Source organism: Bacillus sp. FJAT-49736, from assembly GCF_018343615.1.
Classification (GTDB): domain Bacteria; phylum Bacillota; class Bacilli; order Bacillales; family Bacillaceae_C; genus Margalitia.
In genome coordinates this window covers 43987-68574 of the sequence record NZ_JAGYPI010000002.1, presented here as the reverse complement: position 1 = coordinate 68574, position 24588 = coordinate 43987, and the positions used below count along the sequence as shown (strand labels likewise).

Annotated in this window: 26 protein-coding genes; 18 read left to right on the top strand and 8 right to left on the bottom strand. The window is 36.8% G+C overall.

The window, feature by feature from the left end:
* Window positions 1–40: 40 nt before the first annotated feature.
* Window positions 41–700, bottom strand: a complete 660-nt coding sequence (locus tag KHA87_RS11970) for a DUF1232 domain-containing protein (RefSeq protein WP_213094403.1) — start codon at window positions 698–700, stop codon at window positions 41–43.
* Between the two features lie 59 nt (window positions 701–759).
* Here KHA87_RS11970 and ytaF point away from each other — a divergent pair, with 59 nt between their 5' ends.
* Complete coding sequence (gene ytaF, locus KHA87_RS11965) at window positions 760–1455, top strand: sporulation membrane protein YtaF (RefSeq protein ID WP_481748366.1); 696 nt, start codon at window positions 760–762, stop codon at window positions 1453–1455.
* Between the two features lie 299 nt (window positions 1456–1754).
* A complete protein-coding gene (locus KHA87_RS11960; protein WP_213094401.1) occupies window positions 1755–2402 on the top strand; it encodes a DUF1232 domain-containing protein in 648 nt (215 codons plus the stop codon).
* Window positions 2403–2500: 98 nt separating this feature from the next.
* Here the strand turns inward: KHA87_RS11960 and KHA87_RS22615 are convergent, their stop codons facing one another.
* Window positions 2501–2596, bottom strand: coding sequence for a sortase B protein-sorting domain-containing protein (locus tag KHA87_RS22615; RefSeq protein ID WP_213094400.1), 96 nt, complete (start codon window positions 2594–2596; stop codon window positions 2501–2503).
* A 60-nt stretch (window positions 2597–2656) separates the two neighbouring features.
* Between KHA87_RS22615 and KHA87_RS11950 the strand changes: the two genes are divergently transcribed.
* Together KHA87_RS11950 and KHA87_RS11945 are read left to right on the top strand one after the other, a co-directional pair.
* Window positions 2657–3604, top strand: coding sequence for an LCP family protein (locus KHA87_RS11950; protein ID WP_213094399.1), 948 nt, complete (start codon window positions 2657–2659; stop codon window positions 3602–3604).
* A 35-nt stretch (window positions 3605–3639) separates the two neighbouring features.
* Window positions 3640–4818, top strand: a complete 1179-nt coding sequence (locus KHA87_RS11945; RefSeq protein ID WP_213094398.1) for an FtsW/RodA/SpoVE family cell cycle protein — start codon at window positions 3640–3642, stop codon at window positions 4816–4818.
* A 39-nt stretch (window positions 4819–4857) separates the two neighbouring features.
* On the opposite strand, the gene KHA87_RS11940 is transcribed toward KHA87_RS11945, so the two are convergent.
* Window positions 4858–5163 (bottom strand): thioredoxin family protein, encoded by a 306-nt coding sequence (locus KHA87_RS11940; RefSeq protein ID WP_481748365.1) that lies wholly within the window; start codon window positions 5161–5163, stop codon window positions 4858–4860.
* Between the two features lie 313 nt (window positions 5164–5476).
* Between KHA87_RS11940 and KHA87_RS11935 the strand changes: the two genes are divergently transcribed.
* Window positions 5477–6649, top strand: a complete 1173-nt coding sequence (locus KHA87_RS11935; RefSeq protein WP_213094396.1) for an FtsW/RodA/SpoVE family cell cycle protein — start codon at window positions 5477–5479, stop codon at window positions 6647–6649.
* Between the two features lie 85 nt (window positions 6650–6734).
* Here the strand turns inward: KHA87_RS11935 and KHA87_RS11930 are convergent, their stop codons facing one another.
* The 5 genes from KHA87_RS11930 to KHA87_RS11910 form a co-directional block, all read right to left on the bottom strand.
* Window positions 6735–7802 carry a Ger(x)C family spore germination protein gene (locus KHA87_RS11930; protein ID WP_213094395.1) on the bottom strand — a complete coding sequence of 356 codons (1068 nt, stop codon included), beginning with the start codon at window positions 7800–7802 and terminating at the stop codon, window positions 6735–6737.
* Window positions 7803–7840: 38 nt separating this feature from the next.
* The gene (locus tag KHA87_RS11925) at window positions 7841–9352 is read right to left on the bottom strand and encodes a spore germination protein (protein ID WP_213094394.1); all 1512 of its coding nucleotides are present in this window, start codon (window positions 9350–9352) and stop codon (window positions 7841–7843) included.
* Window positions 9353–9724: 372 nt separating this feature from the next.
* Window positions 9725–10003, bottom strand: a complete 279-nt coding sequence (locus KHA87_RS11920) for a spore coat protein (protein WP_213095148.1) — start codon at window positions 10001–10003, stop codon at window positions 9725–9727.
* A gap of 76 nt (window positions 10004–10079) precedes the next feature.
* The gene (locus tag KHA87_RS11915; RefSeq protein ID WP_213094393.1) at window positions 10080–10388 is read right to left on the bottom strand and encodes a hypothetical protein; all 309 of its coding nucleotides are present in this window, start codon (window positions 10386–10388) and stop codon (window positions 10080–10082) included.
* A 35-nt stretch (window positions 10389–10423) separates the two neighbouring features.
* Complete coding sequence (locus tag KHA87_RS11910) at window positions 10424–10558, bottom strand: YuzL family protein (RefSeq protein ID WP_213094392.1); 135 nt, start codon at window positions 10556–10558, stop codon at window positions 10424–10426.
* A gap of 459 nt (window positions 10559–11017) precedes the next feature.
* Here KHA87_RS11910 and KHA87_RS11905 point away from each other — a divergent pair, with 459 nt between their 5' ends.
* The 13 genes from KHA87_RS11905 (at window position 11018) to sufU (ending at window position 24579) form a co-directional block, all read left to right on the top strand.
* Window positions 11018–13402, top strand: a complete 2385-nt coding sequence (locus KHA87_RS11905; protein ID WP_283249445.1) for a 3-hydroxyacyl-CoA dehydrogenase/enoyl-CoA hydratase family protein — start codon at window positions 11018–11020, stop codon at window positions 13400–13402.
* 69 nt (window positions 13403–13471) lie between these two features.
* Window positions 13472–14647, top strand: coding sequence for an acetyl-CoA C-acetyltransferase (locus tag KHA87_RS11900; protein WP_213094390.1), 1176 nt, complete (start codon window positions 13472–13474; stop codon window positions 14645–14647).
* A 26-nt stretch (window positions 14648–14673) separates the two neighbouring features.
* Window positions 14674–16458, top strand: a complete 1785-nt coding sequence (locus KHA87_RS11895; protein WP_213094389.1) for an acyl-CoA dehydrogenase family protein — start codon at window positions 14674–14676, stop codon at window positions 16456–16458.
* Window positions 16459–16578: 120 nt separating this feature from the next.
* On the top strand, window positions 16579–17922 hold the full coding sequence (locus KHA87_RS11890; protein WP_213094388.1) for a glycosyltransferase family 2 protein: 1344 nt from the start codon (window positions 16579–16581) through the stop codon (window positions 17920–17922).
* Between the two features lie 116 nt (window positions 17923–18038).
* A complete protein-coding gene (locus KHA87_RS11885) occupies window positions 18039–18395 on the top strand; it encodes an arsenate reductase family protein (protein WP_213094387.1) in 357 nt (118 codons plus the stop codon).
* 168 nt (window positions 18396–18563) lie between these two features.
* Window positions 18564–18947: a glycine cleavage system protein GcvH gene (gene gcvH / locus KHA87_RS11880; RefSeq protein ID WP_213094386.1), complete on the top strand. Its 384-nt coding sequence runs from the start codon at window positions 18564–18566 to the stop codon at window positions 18945–18947.
* Between the two features lie 51 nt (window positions 18948–18998).
* On the top strand, window positions 18999–19313 hold the full coding sequence (locus tag KHA87_RS11875) for a thioredoxin family protein (protein WP_213094385.1): 315 nt from the start codon (window positions 18999–19001) through the stop codon (window positions 19311–19313).
* Between the two features lie 305 nt (window positions 19314–19618).
* A complete protein-coding gene (locus KHA87_RS11870; RefSeq protein ID WP_213094384.1) occupies window positions 19619–19978 on the top strand; it encodes a hypothetical protein in 360 nt (119 codons plus the stop codon).
* Window positions 19979–20276: 298 nt separating this feature from the next.
* Window positions 20277–20432, top strand: coding sequence for a YuzK family famiily protein (locus KHA87_RS22610; RefSeq protein ID WP_481748359.1), 156 nt, complete (start codon window positions 20277–20279; stop codon window positions 20430–20432).
* Window positions 20433–20810: 378 nt separating this feature from the next.
* The gene (gene sufC, locus KHA87_RS11865; protein ID WP_213094383.1) at window positions 20811–21596 is read left to right on the top strand and encodes a Fe-S cluster assembly ATPase SufC; all 786 of its coding nucleotides are present in this window, start codon (window positions 20811–20813) and stop codon (window positions 21594–21596) included.
* Window positions 21597–21612: 16 nt separating this feature from the next.
* Window positions 21613–22923, top strand: coding sequence for a Fe-S cluster assembly protein SufD (gene sufD / locus KHA87_RS11860; RefSeq protein WP_213094382.1), 1311 nt, complete (start codon window positions 21613–21615; stop codon window positions 22921–22923).
* Window positions 22923–24152, top strand: coding sequence for a cysteine desulfurase (locus KHA87_RS11855; RefSeq protein ID WP_213094381.1), 1230 nt, complete (start codon window positions 22923–22925; stop codon window positions 24150–24152). Before sufD ends, KHA87_RS11855 begins: the two co-directional genes overlap by 1 nt.
* Window positions 24142–24579: a Fe-S cluster assembly sulfur transfer protein SufU gene (sufU, locus tag KHA87_RS11850; RefSeq protein ID WP_213094380.1), complete on the top strand. Its 438-nt coding sequence runs from the start codon at window positions 24142–24144 to the stop codon at window positions 24577–24579. The genes KHA87_RS11855 and sufU overlap by 11 nt, the downstream gene beginning before the upstream one ends.
* The last annotated feature ends 9 nt before the right edge of the window (window positions 24580–24588 follow it).

Genomic DNA, 24588 nt, shown 5'->3' with positions numbered 1-24588 from the left:
CGCCTTTTTTTGAGCTATTAAAGGATGGCGGGTTATTGGATTATACATTATTTCCCTCTAGTTTTGAAAGTCTCTCCAAGCCTATTTGAACCGCTAGACAATCATCTACATATCCAAATGGAAACACATAATCAGGTATAATATCCGTTGATAGAATAAAATATAATAGAACACTCCCAAGAATTCTCCTTCTTTCAATGGATTGTGTATCAGCACAATAGTTCTTGTACATAACCTTCAGTTCATCAATAAAAGGTCCTGCACCTTTAACCTGTTCTACTTTTTGTTCGAATTCCTTCAGTATCGTTGACTTTCCTTCGGAAGTAAGAGCGTAATGCTCATATTTTGCCAATTCCTGATGTATTTTTTCTATAGTAAACTGGTGTTCCAATAAATCGGATGAAACGAGTATATCTTGAATCGATTCAAGCGAACGAAATAAATCGGATTGCCTGTCTTCAAGCTGATCTTGACTGTACCCTGCCGCATTCATAAGTGTAGATAACGGTACTTGTAGATGAAAGGCGAATTGCTGTAAATGTGTAGGCTTGGGCTGTTGTTTTTGGTTAGCAATCCGTGAAATAGTCGCTGTATCGATCCCAGTAAGCTGACTGAGTTTCCTCATAGAAAGAGAGCACTCCTTTAGTAAATCCTTCAATAACTTTCCAAATTGATTCTCACCTTTTCTTTTTTCGGTCATATGGAATCACTCCTTTGTAATTATTTAAAAGGTGTTGAGATTTTCTCAACATTATTGGGATAGACGTGCACTTTCTGTCAATTTGCTCAATACAATGTAAAAAAATGAAGGAGTGTTCTACATTGATTTGGATTATGATATTAGCCTTTGCGGCTTCATCAAGTATAGATAATTTAGGTGTCGGAATTTCATACGGTATTCGGAAAATACGAATAGGGCTGTGGGCAAATACGCTGATTTCTCTCATTTGTTTCCTCTTGAGTATGGGAGGCATTACATTTGGAATGTGGCTATCGAAAGTGATTCCAGGAGTGTTTCCAGTAGTCATTGGAGCAGTTCTCTTGTTTATCATCGGTATAAGGATTATTTTATTAGCCGTTCCACGGAGAAATGGTGCCTCTCAAACAGACAAAATGCAAGAAAGACAGTCTAAGAGTCTGAAGGGTATTCTAAAAAATCCAGAGGTTGCTGATATGGACCATTCTGGAGAAATTAATTGGATAGAAGCTTCTTTTCTTGGAGTAGCACTTTCCGCCAATGCCCTCACGAATGGCCTGGGTGCAGGATTGCTTGGTTTGTCCCCTTTAGCTATTTCCATAACTGCGGCAATAGGAAGCTTTTTAAGTGTTTGGGCAGGGGTGAAGCTAGGAAGCAGAGTGGCAGATATTCGGATTGGTTCCTTTACAGTGGGCCAATTTGGAGCAATTGTAAGTGGAGTGATTATTTTAATCATTGCATTCACAGCCTTTTTCTAAATAAGTCTGGTAGAATTTCCGTCTTTATATTTTACGATATTAACAAGTTCTGTATGACAATAAAATATTATTACAAGATTCAATGCTTGTCCTATAAATAGGGCGCATCGATTTGTTAGGCTTTTTGCTGTTTATTTTCAAAATCCGTTGAATGTTGACAAAATGTCAATAAAAAAGTATGGTAACTTAGTAGAATTATTTAATAGATAAATAAATAATCTGTAGTTAAAAGAAGAAATGTACGAAAGTTTTCGACACCTATATCCAATCTTATAGAAGGAGAAAGGAAAAAATCAAAAATGACGATAGAGGGAAAAAATGATCAGGTAGGTATTCTCTTAAAAGAATTGCTTAAGGAACGATCACTATCAATGAGGAAATTTAGCGAGCTTACGGGAATTGATACTGCAACCATTTCGAGGATTGTTAATGGAAAACGAAAAGCAACACCTGTACACCTACGAAAATTTGCAGAGTGCCTAGATATGCCATTGACAAAATTTTTAGAAGCGGCAGGCTATCCAATTGAAGATTGGAACGATCGGCAGCTTTCCGATATCCATGTATCCGTTAATAACATACAAAGCTTATTAGAATCCTCTGATGTATATGATAAAAATTTTTCAATAGAAAATATCGAAAAACAATTAGTAAAGTATGAGCAATACTCACAAACGGAAGAAGGCAAAGAAACTATTCTGGAAGGGTTCGAAGAGAAACTTCAGAAGGTTGGCAGCATTGGTCCGTTTATTAATCAGTTGAAAGCGATGTATGAAAAATTTCGTTTAAGTAATGGAACCCCTAAAGAGCTTATCTTAATAGGGAGTGCCTTAATTTATTTTATTCTACCGGTAGATGTTATTCCCGATTATATTTTTCCTATAGGCTATTTAGATGATGCAACAGCTGTGCAGATAGTAATGGGACTATTATTAATGAAAGACTAATATAGGACATTTTTAAGAAGATTAATAGATTAATTAACAGAAAATAAGAACATAGTTTGCGTCTATTAGTTTGGCTATTTTCTTACACTTTGTTGCCTTTAGTGATGATAACCTAAAAAACAATCCTTTAATCGTTTTAACAAAAGATGTCCCGAACCGATTTTTATTAGCGTTGAGAACAAAAAAAGTAACAAAATATACGAATACAGCTATTAGTAAAAATAACAGTTTATTTTTTGTTAGGGGAATTTTAGATGGAACAAAGAAAGAAAAAGAAGCCAGGACTGCGGAAGTGGATACGAAACCTCCTATTATTATTTATCTTAGTCATAATTGCAGTGGCTGTTTATTGTATTTACCAATATAACAAGGGCTTATCGGAAGCAGCAGATGGTAAATACAAAAAGGATGGGCAATCCTTTACACCATTTCAAGGGGCAGAACCGCAATTTGGAGAAATAAATATCTTATTAATTGGAAGTGATTCTCGAGGAGAAAAGCATTCTAGATCCGATACGATAATGATTGCTCATTATAATCAAAATACAAAAGGCTTAAAAATTGTATCGTTGATGAGAGATATGTATGTAGATGTTCCAGATCATGGAAAGCAAAAATTGAATGCAGCCTTTGCATATGGAGGACCGGAATTATTAAGGAAAACAGTTAAAGAAGAATTTGATTTGGATATTAATTATTATGCAGTTGTTGATTTCGAAGGATTTTCGAAGATTGTGGATATTATTGCGCCGAAAGGAATTGAAGTGGACATCCCATATGAAATGTCCTATGGAATTGGGATGACACTTCATCCAGGGAAACAAGTGCTACAAGGAAAACAACTCTTGGGATATGTACGTTTTCGTCATGACCGTTTAAGCGATTTTGGACGTGTGGAGCGGCAACAAGAAGTCATTGGAAAACTAAAGGAGCAAGCAGCTTCTGTACACAGTTTAGTGAATCTTCCTAAGATATTAGGTATTGCAGACCCTTACATTGATACAAACCTCGATACCCCGACCATTCTGGCAATCGGGAAGGGCTTAATAATTGGTAAATCTCAAAAAACAGAAACTTTAAGATTACCAGTAAAAGATTCCTTTAAGAATGAACGGGTGGATGTCGGGGACGTATTAAATATTGATGTTGAGAAAAACAAACAGTCGTTGATGGAATTTTTACAAACAAACGAACATCTATAATGTGGATGTGAGCACCATATTTGCAGGAGTATTATATGAAGACAGAAAATGATTTTTTGAAAAGATTGGACCCAACTATTGTATTTATTATTATTATGCTAGCCCTGCTAAGTATTGTATTTATCCATAGCAGCCAGCAAACCGGACAATATGGTCATGATAATTTTGCTCTAAAGCAAGGGATTAACTATCTAATTGGGTTCACCTTACTATTTTTCATGGCATATTTAGATCCGGATCAAATTCAAAGATTAGGCTGGATTTTATATATTATTGGATTTTCCTCCATTATTATTTTGGCACTGCCTTTACCGGATACTATTGCACACCCAATCCTTGGTGCAAAAAGATGGTATCAGATTCCATTGCTTGGATCGATACAGCCCTCCGAATTTTTTAAAATTCCATTGTTAATTGTAACGGCAAATATAGCGATGAATCATAATGAAGTTTATGAGCAACGGACAATGCATTCAGATTTGTGGTTGATTGGAAAAATCTTTTTGGTTACAATCCCACCATCCATATTTGTATATCAGCAACCTGATACTGGAATGGTGTTTTTATATCTTGCAAGCATTTCAAGCATTATTTTTCTTTCTGGGATTAATAAAAAGCTGATTGTAGGGTTAATTATCATCCCATCCCTGCTAGTGTCCGGTTTAGTATATATATATTTCATACATCCTGATATTTTATATAAGGATTTGATTCCGATGTTAAAACCACATCAACAAGAGCGTGTTATTGGGTGGTTGGAACCAGATCAAAATCCAAATCAGGGTTATCAAACGAAAAAGGCTATTTTAGCGGTAGGTAGTGGAGAATTATACGGAAAAGGTATTGGACATGGAGATGTATATATTCCTGAAAAGCATACCGATTTTATTTTTGCGACAGTGGCGGAAGAAGGGGGATTTGTTGGTGCTTCCCTAGTAATCTGTTTGTTTTTCTTACTTATATATCGACTGACTAGTATTGGAGTCAAAACGAAAACTCCTTTTGGTACATATTTTTGCATAGGGGTGGTTGCTGAGTTATCTCTGCAAATCTTTCAAAACATAGGTATGATGGTTGGAATAATGCCTGTTAAGGGGATTTCCCTACCATTTTTAACTTATGGTGGAAGTTCCTTATTTTCCAATATGCTGCTGTTTGGTATTGCTCTATCTATACACAAAATGTATGGGAAATATATGTTTGAGACAAAGTAAAAACGACCAGTCATATGACTCGTCGTTTTTTTACAACAATTATTGAGCGTCCAGAAATTCTCGCACTTGTTCAGGAGATTTTGCATTAGCAGAGTGCAAATGTGCAAGCTTTTCTCCGTTTTGGAACAAAAGCAAACTAGGAATTCCCATTACGGAATATTTTTCAGCAAGCTCAGGAAATTGATCACGATTAATTTCAAACCATTTATATTGGCTGTAATCTTTAATGATATCATCAATAAACATATTCATCCTTGTACAATCCGGACACCAGCCGGCAAAAAACTTCATGATGACAGGTTTATCACTGGATATTATCTGTTCGAATGTTTCAAGATCTTTAATTTCTTCCAAAATAGATCCTCCTTCCTCAAAAACAAAATTTTACTGTGCATTTCATTAGTATTGTATAAGTTCTCTTCTTTTCATTCAATTTATTTGTTTTGCGTTGATGTATTATATACATTATTTTTTGGTCATCACAATGCCACAATTTGTGACTTTGTATCGTTGACAACACCCTGTATAATGTTATTATGACTATACTTGTTGAAAACGGAAGGCTGCTTTTAAAAAAAATTGTTGCTTTTCGTATATTTTTATTTAAGAAAAGACCGATTGAACAAGTAGTTTAAGACTTAGTAGGAGACGAGACAGTATGACTTCTCAGACAACAAAAACATCGAAAATAGATTACGGACTTGTTTTAACGTTAATGCTAATGTGTCTAGCAAGTCTAGTATCTGTATATAGCGCTCAAAAATCGGGGCAGTATTCCGATAACTTTGTATTGAAACAAGCAATTTGGTATATAGTCGGTACAGGGATAATTGTGTTTAGTATTCGGCTGGATTCTGATCAATTAAAAAAATTGTCCTGGTATTCTTATGGATTTGGAATTTTATTATTATTCCTGCTTGTAATTGCTCCAGCATCCATCGCTCCTGAAATTAAAGGAGCAAAAAACTGGTTCAAAGTTCCGTTTCTTGGAACTTTTCAGCCTTCTGAAATAACAAAGGTATTTTTCATTCTGGCATTATCACGATGTGTCTTAGATCATCATCAAAAGTTTATCATCAAAACGGTGAAAACTGATTTTTGGCTTTTAGTGAAATTAGGAATCGTAACCATTATTCCGTGCGCATTAATTATGCTAGAGCCGGACCTTGGTACCGTTTTAGTTTATCTGGCAATAATGCTTGGGGTTATTTTTACCTCTGGAATTACATGGAAGCTATTGTTACCGATATTCGGAGGCTTTTCTGCTATTGCTGGCACTTTGCTTTATTTTGTTATTTGGGCTCCACAGATTTTAAGTAAATATTTGCATGTCCAACCATATCAATTCGGACGTATTTATTCATGGCTAGACCCTTATAATTACCAAAGTGATTCCGGCTATCAATTAATTAAGTCTTTATTGGCAATCGGTTCTGGAGAAACATTAGGGAAAGGCCTGAACCATAGAGAGGTCTATTTGCCAGAGAGTCAAACCGACTTTATTTTCAGTGTGATCGGGGAGCAATATGGCTTTATCGGGGCAAGTATTGTCGTCAGTTTATTTTTTATGCTAATTTACCATATTACAAAAGTAAGTCTTGAAACGAAGAACGATTATTATTCCTATGTTTGTTCCGGTATTATTGCTATGATTACCTTCCACGTATTCCAAAATATCGGAATGACTATTGGTATTTTACCTATCACCGGAATTCCTCTGCCTTTTATAAGCTATGGAGGAAGCTCGCTTATGGGGAATATGCTGGCAATTGGGCTGGTTTTTTCTATGAGATATCATCACAAAAAATATATGTTCTCTACTGAAGTGTAAATATAAAGCTTTAACTGAAAAAGCCTGTTGATAAGAACAATCAACAGGCTTTTTCATGTTAAGGAGAAAGGCGCTTCCGCTTTTCTTATTCTACTGTACCGCTCTCTACGATTGAAACCTTTGGTTTTACCTTAAAAGTTACATTTTTATATTCAGAATTCCACCATTTGTCCCAATCGAAATGTCTGGATACGTTCTCAACACGTTCTCCAATTCCAACTGGGTCGATATTTCTTTTTTGAAAATCCTTTAATAAAGCTGTTGTTTCTCTTTTTATTTTTTTATTGAATGCCTTTTCAAATTTATCCATAATTTTATTATCTATTTTTTCACCAGTGTACTCACGAATTATTCCTTCAATGTTAATATGAACCACGATTTCGTAAGGTTTCTTTTTTTTATTCACCTTAATGCTATTACTTGAGTTAATGCTTCGTATAACTACCTGCTGCTTATTTAAATTAACTGTTTGGTTTCCCGCAGTATGACGGTCTACTAATAGTTTAAAATTAAACATTTTACTTGGCGGGATTTCCATTACCATCCTTTTGGTGTTAAATAAGGCTATTCCGCTAATTTCAAGTTCGCTATTGTTTACTTGTTTTATAATAGGTAAATAAGTGGTCCTACCCTTTTCAAATAAGTAGGCACCAAATAAATGCAAGTTTTGCCTTGGAACATCAAGATACTTCATATTATGGTCCAGAAGATCTTTTATATAGACACCATTTCCAGTACTTCCGTATTTCCCCATAAGTAAAGAGGAGGTACTTCCATCTACAACTGCAAGGTGAATTCTGGACCCAATGTTAGGATCTCTCTGCAAAGAATCGATCAAATGAAAGAAACCGCGTCTCGCAAGACCTTTTCCAAATAAAACAACCTGGAGACTGCCCGTGACTAATGGCTGATCCGATTTTTTTTCAAGTTTTTCTAATATGTCACGACTGACTTTCGCTTCTGTTACAAGAATATTGTTCGTAACACTTTTGTCGGTATTATAGGTAGGATAGAGGACCGTTCCTTCGATTCTTCCATCCGCCAAATCAAAACCAACCGCTGTTTCAATATTTTGCTTATCAATGATTTCCTGCTGAACACAGCCGCTTAAAATAAAAATTAGAACGGAACTGAGTATGAGGATTTTTTTCATGGCGTACTTTCACCTTCTTTGCGGCAAGTCTAATTAAGCTACTCATCAATATCCTTTTTACGTTTCCCATCCTTTGGTGGAAAACGTAAAGTATCTTTTGTTTGTAAATAAAGTGGTCGAAATGCCTGTTTATTAAAACCTAAACGTATAATCGTATCTTTTAAATCAGGAAAGCGTAATGGATATAATGGTTCTAAATATGGCCTACCAAGAGATGTTAAACGAATTAAATGGGTTAACAGAATACAAAAGCAAAACACAATTCCAAGCAATCCCCATAACTGAGCAAATAGTAGGAATGGGAAACGAATTGTACGAATCGTATTACCAATCTTATAAACAGGCGTCGTAAAGGATGCTAGTGCTGCCAATGCGATTAAAATGAGAAGTACGTTACTAGTAAAACCAGCATCCACTGATGCGGTTCCGATAACGATACCACCCACGATACCAATTGTCTGTCCGATTTTCGTAGGCAGCCTAGCGCCGGCCTCCCGTAAAAGCTCAATCGTAAGCTCCAGCACGAGCGCCTCCAGAATTGGAGGAAATGGCACCCCTTGTCGTGAACTGATCAGTGTTGCCATTAGATTGGTCGGTATTAAATGATAATGATAGGTTAATGCCGCCACATATAAGGGGGTAACCAAGATGGAAAATAGAACGGAAAATATCCGTAATAACCTAAAGAAAGTAGCAAGGCCCCAGTTAATATAATAATCCTCAAAGGATACAAAAAACTCCACAAGAGTCGTCGGGCCAATTAATGCATGAGGTGAGCCATCTACCAGAAGTACCACTTTCCCTTGACTTAAAACACCTGCTGCCCGGTCAGGTCTTTCCGTATCCAGAAAGGCAGGAAAGGGTGATGAGTGATTATCTGATAAAATCTGTTCGATAAAAGAACTATCACTAACGGTATCAAAATCAATATCATTTAATCTTTGGCGTACAGTTTGAACATTATCCATGTTAGTTGTTCCATTAATATAAAGTACCGCAACTTTTGTTTTAGAAAGAGAGCCAACCTTAAATTCTTCGATTATGAGTTCTTTAATGGGCAATCTCTTTCTAATTAAATTTAAGTTTTGATCAAGCGATTCAATGAAAGCTTCCTTTGGACCAATTACACTGAACTCAATTTCAGGAGCACTGACCGTACGGGTAATTTCTTTTTGAGCCGAAATAAAAGCAAATTTGCTGTCTCTCTCTAGCTCTGTTCGAAGTAAAATATATCCATTATATAATTTTTGCTCTATTTGAGTGATATCTGTACTTATTTCGAAATCTGCAATAGGAAGAATATTATAGATATCTTCAATTTTTTCAAACCATTCCTCTTGTAAATACGGCAGTACACTTCTTTGCAGAATTTCTTCATCTACTAAGGTAGCGACAAATCTTATCGAAAAATGCAAATTTGTCCGATGGTTGAAATATTTAGCCTCTTTTACATCAGAGGATTTCGGTTGGTTATCCTGTGTATTTTGTTGCTCTTGTTGATTGTTATTGCTCGATTCCTTCTTTTTTCTTCTTTTTTTAAAAAAGTCCATATCCGTTCCCCCGTATTAAATAGTTATATGGCCCGTCATCAGAGGGAAAATCCAATTATTATCATTCTTAGTCTTTGCCAATAATAGGTGTAATATGTAAAAGAAGTGAAGAGAACCAGGATAAGTGGAGAATACTTTCTGATATAAAAAGAGTTCATTAAAGGGGGAGATGAAAGATAGCAACGGCTAAAAAATTTTTTAGAGACTATGTAAGACAAAACAAAAATTCCATAAATGAAAAAGTCCTTCATAGAAGTGAAGGAAGACAAAATGAAACACTCTACAATTAGAAAAGTCCTTCATACAAATAATGAAGGACAATATAAAGGGAAACCTGCAATCCATTTAGAAGGATAAAATCCCCTAAATAAATCAATGCATTTGATTTCCATATGGAAACTGTGATGAATATTCCTGATGCTTCTGGTAGGATTGCTGCATTTTTTGCTGGTCTGCTTCTTCAAGCTTGTACCAGCCTTTTCGAAACATAAGATTATACATTTCGCGCTGTTCATTTTGTGTTTCGTTAAAAATGGATAATAGGTCCTGATATAGACCTTGGTGACTCGCTTCATTTAAAGCATTATTGTAAGAAGCAGTCATATACTTCTCCATAGAGAGTAGATCGTTCGCAAAATCACGATCATTCATACGGGATGTTTTTGGCACCTGTGTTTGCGAATTTTGAATACCTTGTTGATTTTGCAAGAGTGGACCTCCTTTTTCCTTACATCATTTGCTGATTTTGTTGGTACTGTTGATTTTGCTGAAATGGTTGATTTTGCTGACTTTGTAGGTGGTGCTGTAAGTGACCGAGAATTTGACTATAATGACGTTGATGCATTTCACCACATTTTTCACAGGCTGCCTTCACTTCTTGATCTTGGCAGTGCTCAGCTGCGAAATGTGCCTTTTTCATGGCAAGTAAATTCCATGCCAGCATATCATCAATATAGGATAAATCCTTCGTTGAGATGATACTTGGCGGTTGATTCATTGCCATTTGCTGATTCTGCTGCTGATTTTGTTGCTGCATGTAAAAGCCTCCTATCATTCCATCTATAGTATCGTTTAACGTTTTTTAAACTGGTTATTTTGACTGTTTACCTTTCCACCACCATCCCCTTCAACCGTAGGGCCAGCATTGCCTTTTACGCTTGCTGCACTCACACCTGCTTTAGATGGATTTTTTTTCATTCTTGCCATTTTGATCACCTCCCGGACAGATTCTAACTTTAGATTCCCCATTAAGTAATTTAATATGAGCTAATAGGCAATTTGGATAGCTATCTTTTTCAGTGGAATAGGAGAGAGGTGCCTAATATGAAAATAGATATGGGGGATATGATTTAAATAATCCAATAATGTTGCTTTTTCATATATTGCAGGTACTAAAATAGACTTGGTTCTGAGAAACTGTTTTTAATATGATTACGGATTCTAAACTAAAGTAAGGATTGTTATAAGGGTAACGTCACCAAATGCTACAAAGTATAAGAAAAGAGGGCTTTTTCAAAAAACTTATAAAATTTTTTGAAAATAAATTATTGATGGAATTTGAATATTCATATATATTAGAAGTAGTAAAACTCATTCGTGAGATATTTTTTTGGCAGCAAAATGAATGAGTATTCATTCAAAATGTCGTCGAAGGGGGAAAAAGCATTGGGTTACAGTATTAGAAAAGCAGCCGTTTTAGGATCTGGCGTAATGGGATCTGGAATTGCTGCTCATTTGGCGAATATCGGAATTCCAACATTGTTGTTGGATGTCGTCCCGAAAGAACTAACGAATGATGAAATCGCAAAGGGATTAGCATTAGAGGATAAAGCTGTTCGAAATCGATTTGCAAACACAGCTGTACAAAAATTATTAAAACAAAAGCCAGCTCCGCTTACAACGAAGGACAGTCTTGCATTAATACAAACAGGAAATATGGAGGATGACTTAGAAAAGCTTTCCGAAGTGGACTGGGTTATTGAAGTAGTAGTAGAAAACTTAAATGTTAAAAAGGTTGTTTTCGAGCAGGTAGATAAATATCGCAAACAAGGAAGTATTGTAAGTTCCAATACTTCAGGTATTTCTGTTGAAGCAATGGCTGAAGGTCGTTCAGAGGATTTTAAAAAGCATTTCCTTGGAACACATTTCTTTAACCCGCCTCGATACTTAAAATTATTAGAAGTCATTCCTACGAAAAACACGGATCCAGCGGTTCTAAACTTTATGAAAACCTTCGGGGAAGATGTTCTCGGCAAAGGGGTGGTATTTGCAAAGGATACACCAAACTTTATTGGAAACCGCATTGGTACTTACGGACTTCTTGTTACTGTTCAGGAAATGTTAAAAGGTGGATACAGTATTGGAGAAGTTGATTCTGTAACAGGTCCCCTTCTTGGCAGACCAAAAAGCGCTACATTCAGAACACTGGATGTTGTCGGTTTAGATACGTTTATTCATGTGGCAAATAATGTATATGAATTAGTTGAGGGGAAAGAAAAAGAGGTATTTACCGTTCCTGCCTTCATGAAGAAAATGTTTGAAAAAGGCTGGTTAGGCAGCAAATCAGGTCAAGGCTTTTACTTAAAAAAGGGCAAAGAAATTCTGGAGCTTAATCCGGAAACACTTGAATATGGAGAACGCAAAAAACTGACTGCACCTTCCTTGCAAATGACAAGCCAGTTAAAAGGAACAGCAGCAAAAATGAAAGCGCTAATATATGCAAAAGATAGAGTCGGCTCTCTCCTATGGAACATAATGGCACCAGTATTGGTTTATTCAGCAGAATTGCTAGATATTATTGCAGATGATATTGTTTCCATCGACAATGCCATGAAATGGGGATTCGGCTGGAAGTTTGGCCCATTTGAGACTTGGGATGTAATCGGTGTTGAAAAATCTGTTCAATTAATGGAAGAGTCTGGATTAACCGTTCCTACATGGGTTAAAGAAATGCTGGAAAAGGGCATTACTTCCTTCTATAAAGAAGAAGAGGGAGTTCTATATTATTTTCATAAAGGCGAATACAAGCAAGTTGAACGGAATCCAAAGGTTATTGATTTAAACCAGCTGAAAAAACAAGGAAAGCTGATTAAGAAAAATACAGGTGCAAGCCTGATTGACATAGGTGATGGGGTAGCACTATTGGAATTCCATTCACCAAATAACGCCATTGGTCTTGATATTATTCAAATGATTAATTTCGCTGTGGATGAAGTGGAGAAAAACTATAAAGGACTTGTCATCGGAAATCAAGGCAAGAATTTCTGCGTTGGAGCTAACTTAGCCCTCATGCTGATGGAAGCTCAAGATGATAATTTCTTCGAATTGGATATGGTGGTACGCCAGTTCCAGAATGCAATGATGAAGATTAAATATAGTCCCAAACCGGTCGTAACCGCTCCATTCCAGATGACTCTAGGTGGAGGAGCAGAGGTCTGTCTTCCTTCTTCCCATATCCAAGCAACAATGGAAACCTATATGGGGCTTGTAGAAGTTGGAGTTGGCCTGCTTCCAGGTGGAGGCGGAAATAAAGAGCTTTACATGAAACATTTAAAGAACATACCAAACGGTGTTGAGTTTGATTTGCAAAAGGTAGCGAATAAAGTGTTTGAAACAATTGCAATGGCAAAGGTTTCAACCTCTGCAGAAGAAGCACGGCTTAATAATTTCTTAAGCCAAGCGGACGGAATCAGTGTGAATGCTGACCATCAGTTGTATGACGCAAAACAAGCCGTATTAGCACTTCATGCCCAAGGCTATAAGCAGCCAGTTCGCAAAAAAATTCCGGTAGTTGGGGAAAGCGGCTACGCTACTCTATTGTTAGGTGCTCAGGCAATGCAGTTGTCTGGTTATATTTCGGAGCATGATATGAAGATTGCTAAGAAAATTGCATATGTGATTGCCGGAGGAAAAGTGCCATACGGAACAGAGGTAGATGAACAATACTTACTTGATCTGGAGAGAGAAGCTTTCTTAAGTTTAATTGCAGAAGGCAAAACACAGCAAAGAATGCAATATATGCTGACTAAAGGCAAACCGTTAAGAAATTAAAAATAGTTTTCTAATAGATGTGACATTTATCTAGAGGTGATGCGTGTCACCTGGAAAGAGGGGAAGAAAATGCGTGAAGCGGTCATTGTTGCTGGTGCAAGGACACCGGTTGGAAAGGCGAAAAAAGGAACACTCGCCAATGTTCGACCGGATGATTTGGGTGCGTTAGTCGTAAAGGAAACATTAAAAAGAGCTGGAAATTATGAAGGAAATATTGATGACTTAATTATCGGCTGCGCGATGCCAGAAGCAGAGCAGGGTTTAAATATGGCACGGAATATTGGTGCACTGGCAGGACTTCCGGATACTGTCCCTGCTGTAACCATTAACAGATATTGTTCCTCCGGCCTGCAAGCCATTGCATATGGGGCAGAAAGGATCATGCTTGGAGCTTCTGATACGATTTTAGCCGGCGGTGCAGAATCTATGAGTCTAGTTCCCATGATGGGTCATGTTGTTCGTCCAAATGCAACTTTAGCTGAAACTGCCCCTCAATATTATATGGGAATGGGGCATACTGCTGAGCAAGTTGCTACTAAATTTGGGATATCGCGTGAAGATCAAGATGCTTTTGCCGTTCACAGTCATCAAAAAGCGGCTAAAGCAATTGCGGAAGGAAAATTCAAGGACGAAATAGTTCCTGTCGAAGTGGCGATTCGTTCAGTAGATTTCAAAAATAAATTAGTAGAAAAAAAGGTTTTATTTACAGAGGATGAAGGAGTTCGTCCAGATTCAAATACAGCAGTTCTAGGGAAGCTACGTCCAGCCTTCTCCGTTACAGGAAGCGTTACAGCTGGAAACTCGTCACAGACAAGTGATGGAGCGGCAGCAGCGTTACTAATGGATGGAGAAAAAGCAAAATCATTAGGCTATCAGCCAATGGCAAAATTCCGTTCCTTTGCAGTGGCCGGAGTTCCACCTGAAATTATGGGGATTGGTCCAGTGGAAGCCATTCCGAAAGCCTTGAAAATTGCTGGATTAGAGTTATCGGATATTGGGTTATTCGAATTAAACGAAGCCTTTGCATCGCAATCCATTCAAGTCATACGCAAGCTGGGTCTAAATGAAGAGATTGTGAATGTAAACGGAGGTGCCATCGCTTTAGGACATCCACTTGGCTGTACAGGTACAAAATTAACGCTTTCACTTATTCATGAAATGAAAAGACGCAACGTACAATTTGGTGTGGTAACAATGTGCATCGGCGGAGGTATGGGTGCTGCCGGAGTATTTGAATTAATGTAAGAAAAAATTATAAGGAGGAAAACACAATGACTAATCAAACAGATAAATTAATTAAAGGCGGGAGCTTTTTAATTGACGATATTTCCTATGATCGAATTTTTACACCGGAAGATTTTTCCGATGAACAAAAAATGATTGCTAAAACGACAGAAGATTTTATTGAAAACGAAGTACTACCGCAAGTGGAGTATTTAGAAAAGCATGAATTTGACCGCTCAGTGAAATTATTAAAATCAGCCGGAGAGCTTGGATTATTAGGTGCTGATGTACCGGAAGAATACGGCGGTCTTGATCTTGATAAAGTAAGTTCTGCTCTAATTGCTGAAAAAATGTCAAAAGCAGGAGGCTTCTCGATTACTCACGGAGCACACGTTGGGATTGGTTCTCTTCCTATCGTTTTATTCGGAAATGAAGAGCAGAAGCAAAAATATTTGCCTGCATTAGCAACAGGCGAAAAAATCGCAGCTTATGCTTTAACAGAGCCAAGCTCAGGGTCAGATGCACTTGGAGCAAAAACAGTAGCAAAATTAAATGATGCTGGAACACACTATATTTTAAATGGTGAAAAGCAATGGATTACAAATGCGGGCTTTGCAGATGTGTTTGTTGTATATGCAAAGATCGATGGTGATAAATTCTCTGCATTCATAGTAGAACGTGAATTTCCTGGAGTTTCAACAGGGGCAGAAGAAAAGAAAATGGGAATCAAAAGCTCTTCTACTCGTACATTAATTTTAGAGGATGCAGAAGTTCCAGTTGAAAATCTATTAGGGGAAATTGGAAAAGGTCATAAAATTGCATTTAACATTTTAAATATTGGCCGTTATAAGCTAGGGGTAGGTACTGTCGGCGGTGCGAAAAGTGCGTTCGAAATCACAGCAAAATATGCAAACCAACGCAAGCAATTCAAGACACCAATTTCACAATTCAATTTAACGAAAGAAAAGCTAGCAACAATGGCATCCAAAATATATGCATCTGAAAGCTCTGTATACCGTACAGTAGGCCTATTCGATGAAAGAATGAGCCAGCTTACAGAGGAACAATCCAAAAATGGTTTAGAAGTTGCAAATTCCATTGCAGAATATGCCATTGAATGTTCCCTAAACAAAGTGTTTGGATCGGAAGTTTTAGATTATGTGGTAGATGAAGGGGTACAAATACACGGTGGCTACGGCTTCATGGATGAATACGAAATCTCCAGAGCATACCGTGACTCCCGCATCAATCGTATTTTCGAAGGTACAAATGAAATCAACCGCTTAATAGTGCCTGGCACCTTCATGAAAAAGGCGCTGAAAGGGGAATTGCCGTTACTTCAAAAAGCTCAAGGGTTACAAGAAGAACTAATGATGATGATGCCGGAGGAAGTTGGTGATGCACCATTAGAGCAAGAAAAATATTTAACACGTAGTGCGAAAAAGGTAGCCTTAATGATTGCAGGTCTTGCTGCTCAAAAATTTGGTACTGCCTTAGAACAAGAACAAGAAATCCTGGTTAATATAGCAGACGTTGTTTCACTAGCTTATTCAATGGAATCTGCAGTGCTTCGTACAGAAAAAGCAATTGCAAAGGATGGAGCAGAAAAGAATTCACAAAAGCTTCTATATACTCAAATCTTCTGCCAAGAATCCTTCAATGAAATTGAGCAATTGGCTAAAGAATCATTGGTTGCGATTGAAGATGGAGATACATTAAGAATGATGTTATCTGCTCTAAGAAAATTAACTCGCCATACACCTATTAATGTAATTGCCAAAAAGCGTGAAGCTTCTGTAAAATTAATTGAAGCGGAAAAATACGTATTATAAGATGCATATTAGGCAAACAAATGTAGAATTTGTTTGCCTTTCTTTTTGGAAAAAGTTTTCTTTCCCAGCTATAAAAATTAGGGCAAACTAATATGAAAGATTTTCTTATCGGGGGTTGCAATGAATTTTTCAAACTTGAATCCCATTAGAAGCTTGCAATCAAAAATCTACTTATCGGTGTCCTTGAAGTTTTGGATTAGCCATGCATTAGCTTTGCTCTGGATGCTACTGTCCGTTTACCTTTCCATTCCTTGGATAAAGGACCTAGGAAAACTGATATCTATACCGGCTGCTGTTGTAGTCATTTCCGGAATATCGTATATACCTGGATATATGAATGCATTCTTAGTAGTTAGTTTGCTGTTTGACCGGCAGCCTCCTTTTAAGGAAGAATATCCTGATACTCCTGTTACAATCATAATTGCCGCTTATAATGAAGAAAAAGGGATATATAGTACATTGAGGTATATTAAAAATCAGGATCATAAAGGAGATATACATATTATTGTTGTTAATAACGCATCCAAAGATCGAACAGTAGAAGAAGTTAACAGAGCAAAGGAGGATCTTCAATTAAATGTATCCATATTTAATGAAGAAAAGCCTGGTAAGTTTCACGCTTTGAACAAAGGTCTGCAATTTGTAGAGACAGAGGACGTAATTACACTGGACGCGGATACTATCATTCATAAATCAGCGGTAAGATATTTAATGGCAAGAATGAAAAGTAGTCCGATGGATGTCGTAGCAATTGCAGGTTCTGTTCTTGTTCGCAATAGCCGAGAAAATATTTGGACTATGATTCAAGAGTGGGATTATTTCTTAGGAATAGCATCTATTAAGCGATTGCAGGGATTGTATCAAGGAACTTTGGTTGCCCAAGGTGCATTTAGTGTGTATAAAACAAAATATATTCAAGAGGTCGGTGGCTGGCCAGATGCCATTGGGGAGGATATTGTATTGACTTGGAAGCTGCTGGAGAAGAAAAAAAGAGTTTTTTTCGAACCGTTAGCGGTAGCCTTTACAGATGCTCCGTCATCCCTAATACATTTTATTCGGCAGCGTTCTCGCTGGGCACGGGGAATGATAGAAGGTTTAAGGGAGATAAAACCATGGCAGCAGCCACAAATTTATACCAAGTATTTAACTGGAATTAATTTTGTAATGCCCTATTTAGATATTAGCTACACTTTATTTTGGATTCCAGGTCTTGTTTTATCTTTTTTTGGTCATTTTTGGATTGTTGGGCCTATGACACTTTTTGTTTTACCGTTAACCTTTTTAAGCTTTGGGATTCTTTATTTATATCAAAAAAGAATGGTGTTCAGACCCTTGAATTTAAGAATACGAAAGAATATCATCGGATTTGTTCTGTTTATTTTAGTCTATCAAATGATCATGTCTCCTGTTTCAACCTACGGATATATCCAAGAATTATTTAAGGTAAAACGGAAATGGAAATAGAAAGAACACTGGTATAATAATTTGTTTTTATATAGAAGGTAAAATAAAATAAAGGTCGAATATAATTAATGCAGCCTGTATGAGCTACTTTGTTTGTAGGAAGGAGTGGGAACGTTATGGCCTTGACATTTTATTGGTATCCTAATTGTGGAACTTGCAGAAAAGCAAAAAAATGGTTGGAGGATCATAAGCTTTCATTTGATGCCGTGCATATTGTAGAATCACCGCCATCGAGACAAGAAATAGAAAAGCTATACCGATTAAGTGGTTTAGATCTAAAAAAATTCTTCAATACCAGTGGCCAGAAATATCGTGAATTAGGGATAAAAGATAAGATGAAGGATGCAAGTGATGAAGAATTATTGGACATACTTGCATCAGATGGCATGTTGATAAAGCGTCCTCTGGTAACGGATGGAGAAAAGGTAACAGTTGGTTTCAAAGAAGAAGAATTTTCGCAAAAATGGTTATAAGAATAGAGGAAATTCTTGATTTACATACACCTTTTATGTAAAGATAAATTTGTGAAGGTAATGGATTATGTAGTAAGACATCGACATGAAAAGTCAGGTGGAATAAGTACATACTATTTATGGAACAGTGCCTGTCATTTTTTGAACATTTAAGTGGAGGGATTTTCAATGAGTTTACCAAATGAACTGCGTTATTCGGAAGAACATGAATGGGTAAAGGAAGAAGGCGGCAATGTTCGCATCGGAATCACAGATTTCGCTCAGTCAGAACTAGGAGATATCGTTTTTGTGGAGCTTCCAGAGGTAGGCACAGAAGTGCAAGCAAATGAACCGTTTGGCAGTGTTGAATCTGTAAAAACAGTATCTGAACTTTATGCGCCTATTAGCGGTAAGGTTGTTGAAGTAAATGAAGATTTAAATGACAGTCCTGAATTTGTTAACGAATCACCATATGAAAAAGCATGGATGATTGTAGTTGAACCTTCAAATAAAGAAGAAATCAGTGAATTGTTAACTGCTGAACAATATCAAGAAATGATTAATGAAGATTAAAAAAAGCACCTTGGATTTCCAAGGTGTTTTTACTAGTTAGGATGATGGAATGTGCAAGAATTAAGAAACAGCGAACTTGAATATATCACTAATAATAATTATGATTATTTCATCCTCTATCTATACACGCCTCTTTGTGGAACCTGCCAAGTTGCTAGTAAAATCCTTGGTGTAATTGAAGAACTTCTGCCAGCATTACAAATGTTTAAAGCGGATTTAAATTACTTTCCGAAACTCGCAGAGGAATTTCAAATTGAGAGTGTCCCATGTCTCCTTCTTTTACAAAATGGAAGGCTTAAAGAAAAGATTTATGCCTTTCAGTCTGTTCCATATATATATGAAAAACTAAAAAAAATAGCCAAATAGTAACATATTTCTCGGGAAATACACAGAACAGCAGTCAAATAATGATGATTGTTGTTCTTTTTTGCTATAAAGCGCGAAAGTTGCCGATAAATATTAAGAGGATTTCTGCTGAAAACATAGTATGTTTATTTGTAAAGGTTGTTTTCGAATATTGTCATTTCCAACTATATTCTTATTTTTCGAGGAGTCTTTATTAAATGACAATTATCTTTGATAAAAATAGAGATGTTAATTAGATTACGTCTGCACCAGCATAGTTTAAGAAATGAGCCTTTGTAAATAAAAGTTGAGATAGGGTGATATAATTGGAGCTTTATTTAAGACAATTAAAATACAATTTTAATGCCCGTCATCATTTACATGCTTTGCTTCCAAATGAGGCATTTGTATTTTGTATTTGTACGGATAAGGAAATATGGAACATAAGCTGTTCAAAAGACTCTTTTTCTTATGAACAAAGTAGTAATTTAGAGAATATTGACAGCTTTATTTCAACAACAAAATCTACAGCAATAAGATTATTAAATGGAGACACTCGATTATCACAATTAAAAAAACAAAATGAAATTGTGTATGAAGGGTCATTCCGACACTTTCTATTACTGGAATCTGTAATCTGGTTATGCAGAGAATATGATGAACTGGATAGTGCTGCTTCCTTCTGAGTATAAAAAACATTTACATGATTTTCTACAATATAAAAGCACCTCCCAATTTGCACCAATAAAACCTCGGAATACTCTGAGGTTTTTGTTGTTTAAGCTTTGTAAGGGAGGATTTTTTATTATTTCTAAGTATAGATTCTATATGATGCAGCTTTTAAAAGATTAGAAGAGGATGGAGCTAATAATGAAACGATATCACCTTTGTTTTATTTCGTTATTCTTGCTAAGATGAACATCGTAAATAAAAAGAAGGGATTGGTTCATTATTAACTCTCTTGAAATCAAGTACACAACTGACATGGAAAAAGCAATGCAAAGTGCGCATGGTGTAGGCTACGAAGTGTACAAACGTGAAGCTCGAGTGAGATTGCAAATCGAGGAAAAAAGAGAGCGGGAATACATTAACTCCCAACGTATAATAGCTGACCTTGGTCGTAAATTATATAATGAATAAAATTAACTTAAAAAGTCGGCTATACTGTCTGCCGACTTTTTTGATTACATTTAATTGAATTGATAAAATTTAATGATAATGGATAGCAAGGAGGATTGACTTTTCGGAGTTGTCTAGCTACAAGTGAAATTTGAAATGCCAATTTCACCCGCACCTACCGACTAACAAACTTCCGGTCTTCTTCCTGCGATAAGTCAACATTGACTCGTTCCTCATCGTGTTTCCATTATCTCAGTCGAAGAATCCAAAATCTGTATGCCGATGTTCAAGGCGCATCCGCTTTTTGAGTTGCTTATAGATTTAATTTGTTATAAGATTAGAATGAGAATAGATTGAGAATGAGATGTAGAAATTTTTATATACAACGGAGGTATAATCATGGCAGGTTCAACGTTAAATATCAAGGATCTTCATGTTGAAATTGAAGGGAAAGAAATTTTAAAAGGTGTTAATTTAGAGATTAAAGGTGGAGAAATCCATGCAATCATGGGTCCAAACGGTACAGGTAAATCCACTTTATCTTCTGCGATAATGGGACATCCTAAATACGAGGTTACACAAGGATCCATCACATTAGATGGTGAAAATGTATTGGAAATGGAAGTAGATGAGCGTGCTCGTGCAGGTCTATTCTTAGCAATGCAATACCCAAGTGAAATTACTGGTGTAACAAATGCGGACTTCTTACGTTCAGCTATTAATGCAAGACGCGGAGAAGGCAATGAGGTATCGTTGATGAAATTCATTCGTGAATTGGATAGCAAAATGGAATTTCTTGAAATGGACCCTGATATGGCACAACGTTATCTTAATGAGGGATTTTCCGGTGGAGAGAAAAAACGTAATGAAATCCTTCAATTAATGATGCTTCAACCGAAATTAGCAATCTTAGATGAAATTGACTCTGGTCTAGATATCGATGCTTTGAAGGTTGTATCGAAAGGCATTAATGAAATGAGAAGTAGTGAGTTTGGATGCTTAATCATAACTCACTATCAACGTTTACTGAACTACATTACTCCTGACTTTGTTCATGTTATGATGCAAGGCCGTGTGGTGAAATCCGGTGGTCCTGAGCTAGCACAACGCTTAGAAGCAGAAGGATATGATTGGATTAAACAAGAACTAGGTATCGAAGACGAAACTGTCGGCCAAGAAGCGTAAGATTAGGAGGATTATCATGACTGTAGAGACTAAACTATCCGTGAGTCAGGACTATGTTCACTCTTTTTCAAAAGAAAATGGTGAGCCAGAATGGTTTACGAAGCTTCGTGTCGACGCCCTCCAAAAGGCGGAAGAGCTTCCAATGCCGCGACCTGATAAAACAAGAATCACTACTTGGAATTTTACTCAATTTACACAGCATTCAGTAGAAAGTGAAACATATGCTTCATTAGACTCACTTCCGGAAGATGTGCGTGCTTTAATTGAATTAGAAAACGAGAGCAAGAATCTTTTTATCCAGCATAATCAAACAGCTGCTTTCCTTTCTCTTTCTGATGAATTAAAAGAGAAGGGTGTTGTTTTTACAGATATTATTACCGCTGTAAAAGAACACTCAGAATTAGTACAAAAATACTTTATGCAGGAAGCAGTGAAAATAGACGAGCATAAATTAACAGCCTTACATGCTGCCTTAATGAATGGCGGAGTATTTTTATATATCCCTAAAAATGTTGAAGTTACGGATCCTGTACAAACAGTTTATGTTCATGATCATGCAGATGCGCCATTGTTTAATCATGTTTTAGTTGTGGCAGATGACAATAGCTCCGTAACAATAGTGGAAAATTATATTTCTACAAATGACAAATCTAGCGGCATAGTAAATATCATTACCGAATTAGTAGCTAATTCAGGAGCGAAAATTTCTTATGGCGCGGTCGATACTCTTGCTGAAGGTATAACTACCTATGTGAATCGACGTGGATATGCAAAGCGTGATGCACATATTGAATGGGCTCTTGGAATGATGAATGATGGAAATACCATTTCTGACAATACAACCAAACTGGTTGGAGACGGTTCTTTTGCACATGCTAAGACAGTTGTTGTCGGACGAGGTAAGCAAATTCAAAACTTTACAACGCAAATTACTCATTTTGGTAAAAATACAGAAGGCTATATTTTAAAACATGGAGTTATGAAGGATGCTGCATCCTCGATTTTTAATGGGATTGGAAAAATCGAGCATGGTGCATCAAAATCGAATGCAGAGCAAGAATCTCGCGTTTTAATGCTAAGTGAAAAGGCACGTGGTGATGCTAATCCAATGCTTCTCATTGATGAGGATGATGTAATGGCAGGGCACGCTGCTTCTGTTGGTCGTGTAGATCCAATCCAATTGTATTATTTAATGAGCCGCGGAATCTCACGTAAAGAGGCAGAACGTTTAATTATTCATGGATTCCTTGAACCGGTAGTTAGTCAATTGCCAATTGAAGGAGTTAAAAAGCAATTAACCGAGGTTATTGAAAGGAAAGTAAAATAATGAATGCGAAAGAGATCCGTAAACTGTTTCCCATCCTTGACCAGGAAGTAAACGGACATCCGCTAGTATATTTAGACAGTGCAGCAACATCCCAAAAACCTCTTACTGTAATTGAAGCAATGAATCAATATTATAGATTGGATAATTCTAATGTACACCGCGGGGTGCATACATTAGGTACAAGAGCTACCGATAAATATGAAGGTGCCCGAGATAAAGTACGTAAATTCATCAATGCAGCTTCAAGAGAAGAAATTGTTTTCACTCGTGGTACAACAGCATCAATTAACATGATTGCAAGCAGCTTTGGAAATGATAATGTTGAGGAAGGCGATGAAATAGTAATCTCCTATATGGAGCACCATAGTAATCTTATTCCTTGGCAGCAATTAGCAAAACGTAAAGGTGCAATTTTAAAATATGTACCAATGCAGCCAGATGGCACTCTTCGAATGGAAGATATTGAAAATACAATTACTGATCAAACGAAAATTGTAGCCATTGCTCTTGTTTCCAATGTACTTGGTACAATGAACCCAATCAAAGAAATTGCAAAGGTCGCTCATCAGCATCATGCATTTATGGTGGTGGATGGCGCTCAGGGTGCTCCGCATATGAAAGTGGACGTTCAAGATTTAGATTGTGATTTCTTAGCCTTTTCCGGTCATAAAATGTGTGGACCTACTGGCATAGGGGTTATGTATGGCAAGAAGAAACTATTAGAAGTAATGGAACCGGTAGAATTTGGCGGAGAAATGATTGATTTTGTTGATTTGTATGATTCCACATGGAAGGAATTACCGTGGAAATTCGAAGGTGGAACACCTATTATAGCAGGTGCAATCGGTTTAGGAGCGGCAATTGATTTTCTCGAGGAAATTGGTCTTGAACAAATCAAGGTTCATGAGCACAAACTTGCTGAATATGCATTGAATAAAATGTCCGAAATAGAAGGACTAACAATCTATGGACCGAAAAGTCCTGATGAACGTGCAGGTCTTGTGACGTTTAATATAGAAGAAGTGCATCCTCATGATGTAGCAACTGTTTTAGATGCTGAAGGTATTGCAGTTCGTGCCGGACATCATTGTGCACAGCCATTAATGAAATGGTTGAATGTATCTGCAACAGCTCGAGCAAGCTTTTATCTATATAACACCGAAGAAGATATAGACAGATTAATCAGCGGTCTTCTTAAAACGAAGGAGTATTTTAGCGATGTCCTCTAATAATCTAGATGCATTATATCGAAGAGTTATTATGGATCATTATAAAAATCCAAGAAATAAAGGCAATTTAGACAACGGGAATTTAACTATTGATATGAATAATCCAACTTGTGGCGATCGTATTCATTTAACGATGAATGTGGAAAATGGTATCGTAACCGATGCTAAATTCGAAGGAGAAGGATGTTCTATATCAATGGCTTCCGCTTCCATGATGACACAAATGATAAAAGGTAAAGATGTGGAAACAGCGGAAAAGCTATCCCATATTTTTTCTGAAATGGTACAGGGAAAAGAATACGATGACGATATCGATTTAGGTGATATTGAAGCACTTCAAGGTGTTTCCAAATTTCCTGCCCGCATCAAATGTGCTACGTTAGCTTGGAAGGCAATGGAGAAAGGCTTAGGTCAGGAAAAAGAGTAGTAGCACTTG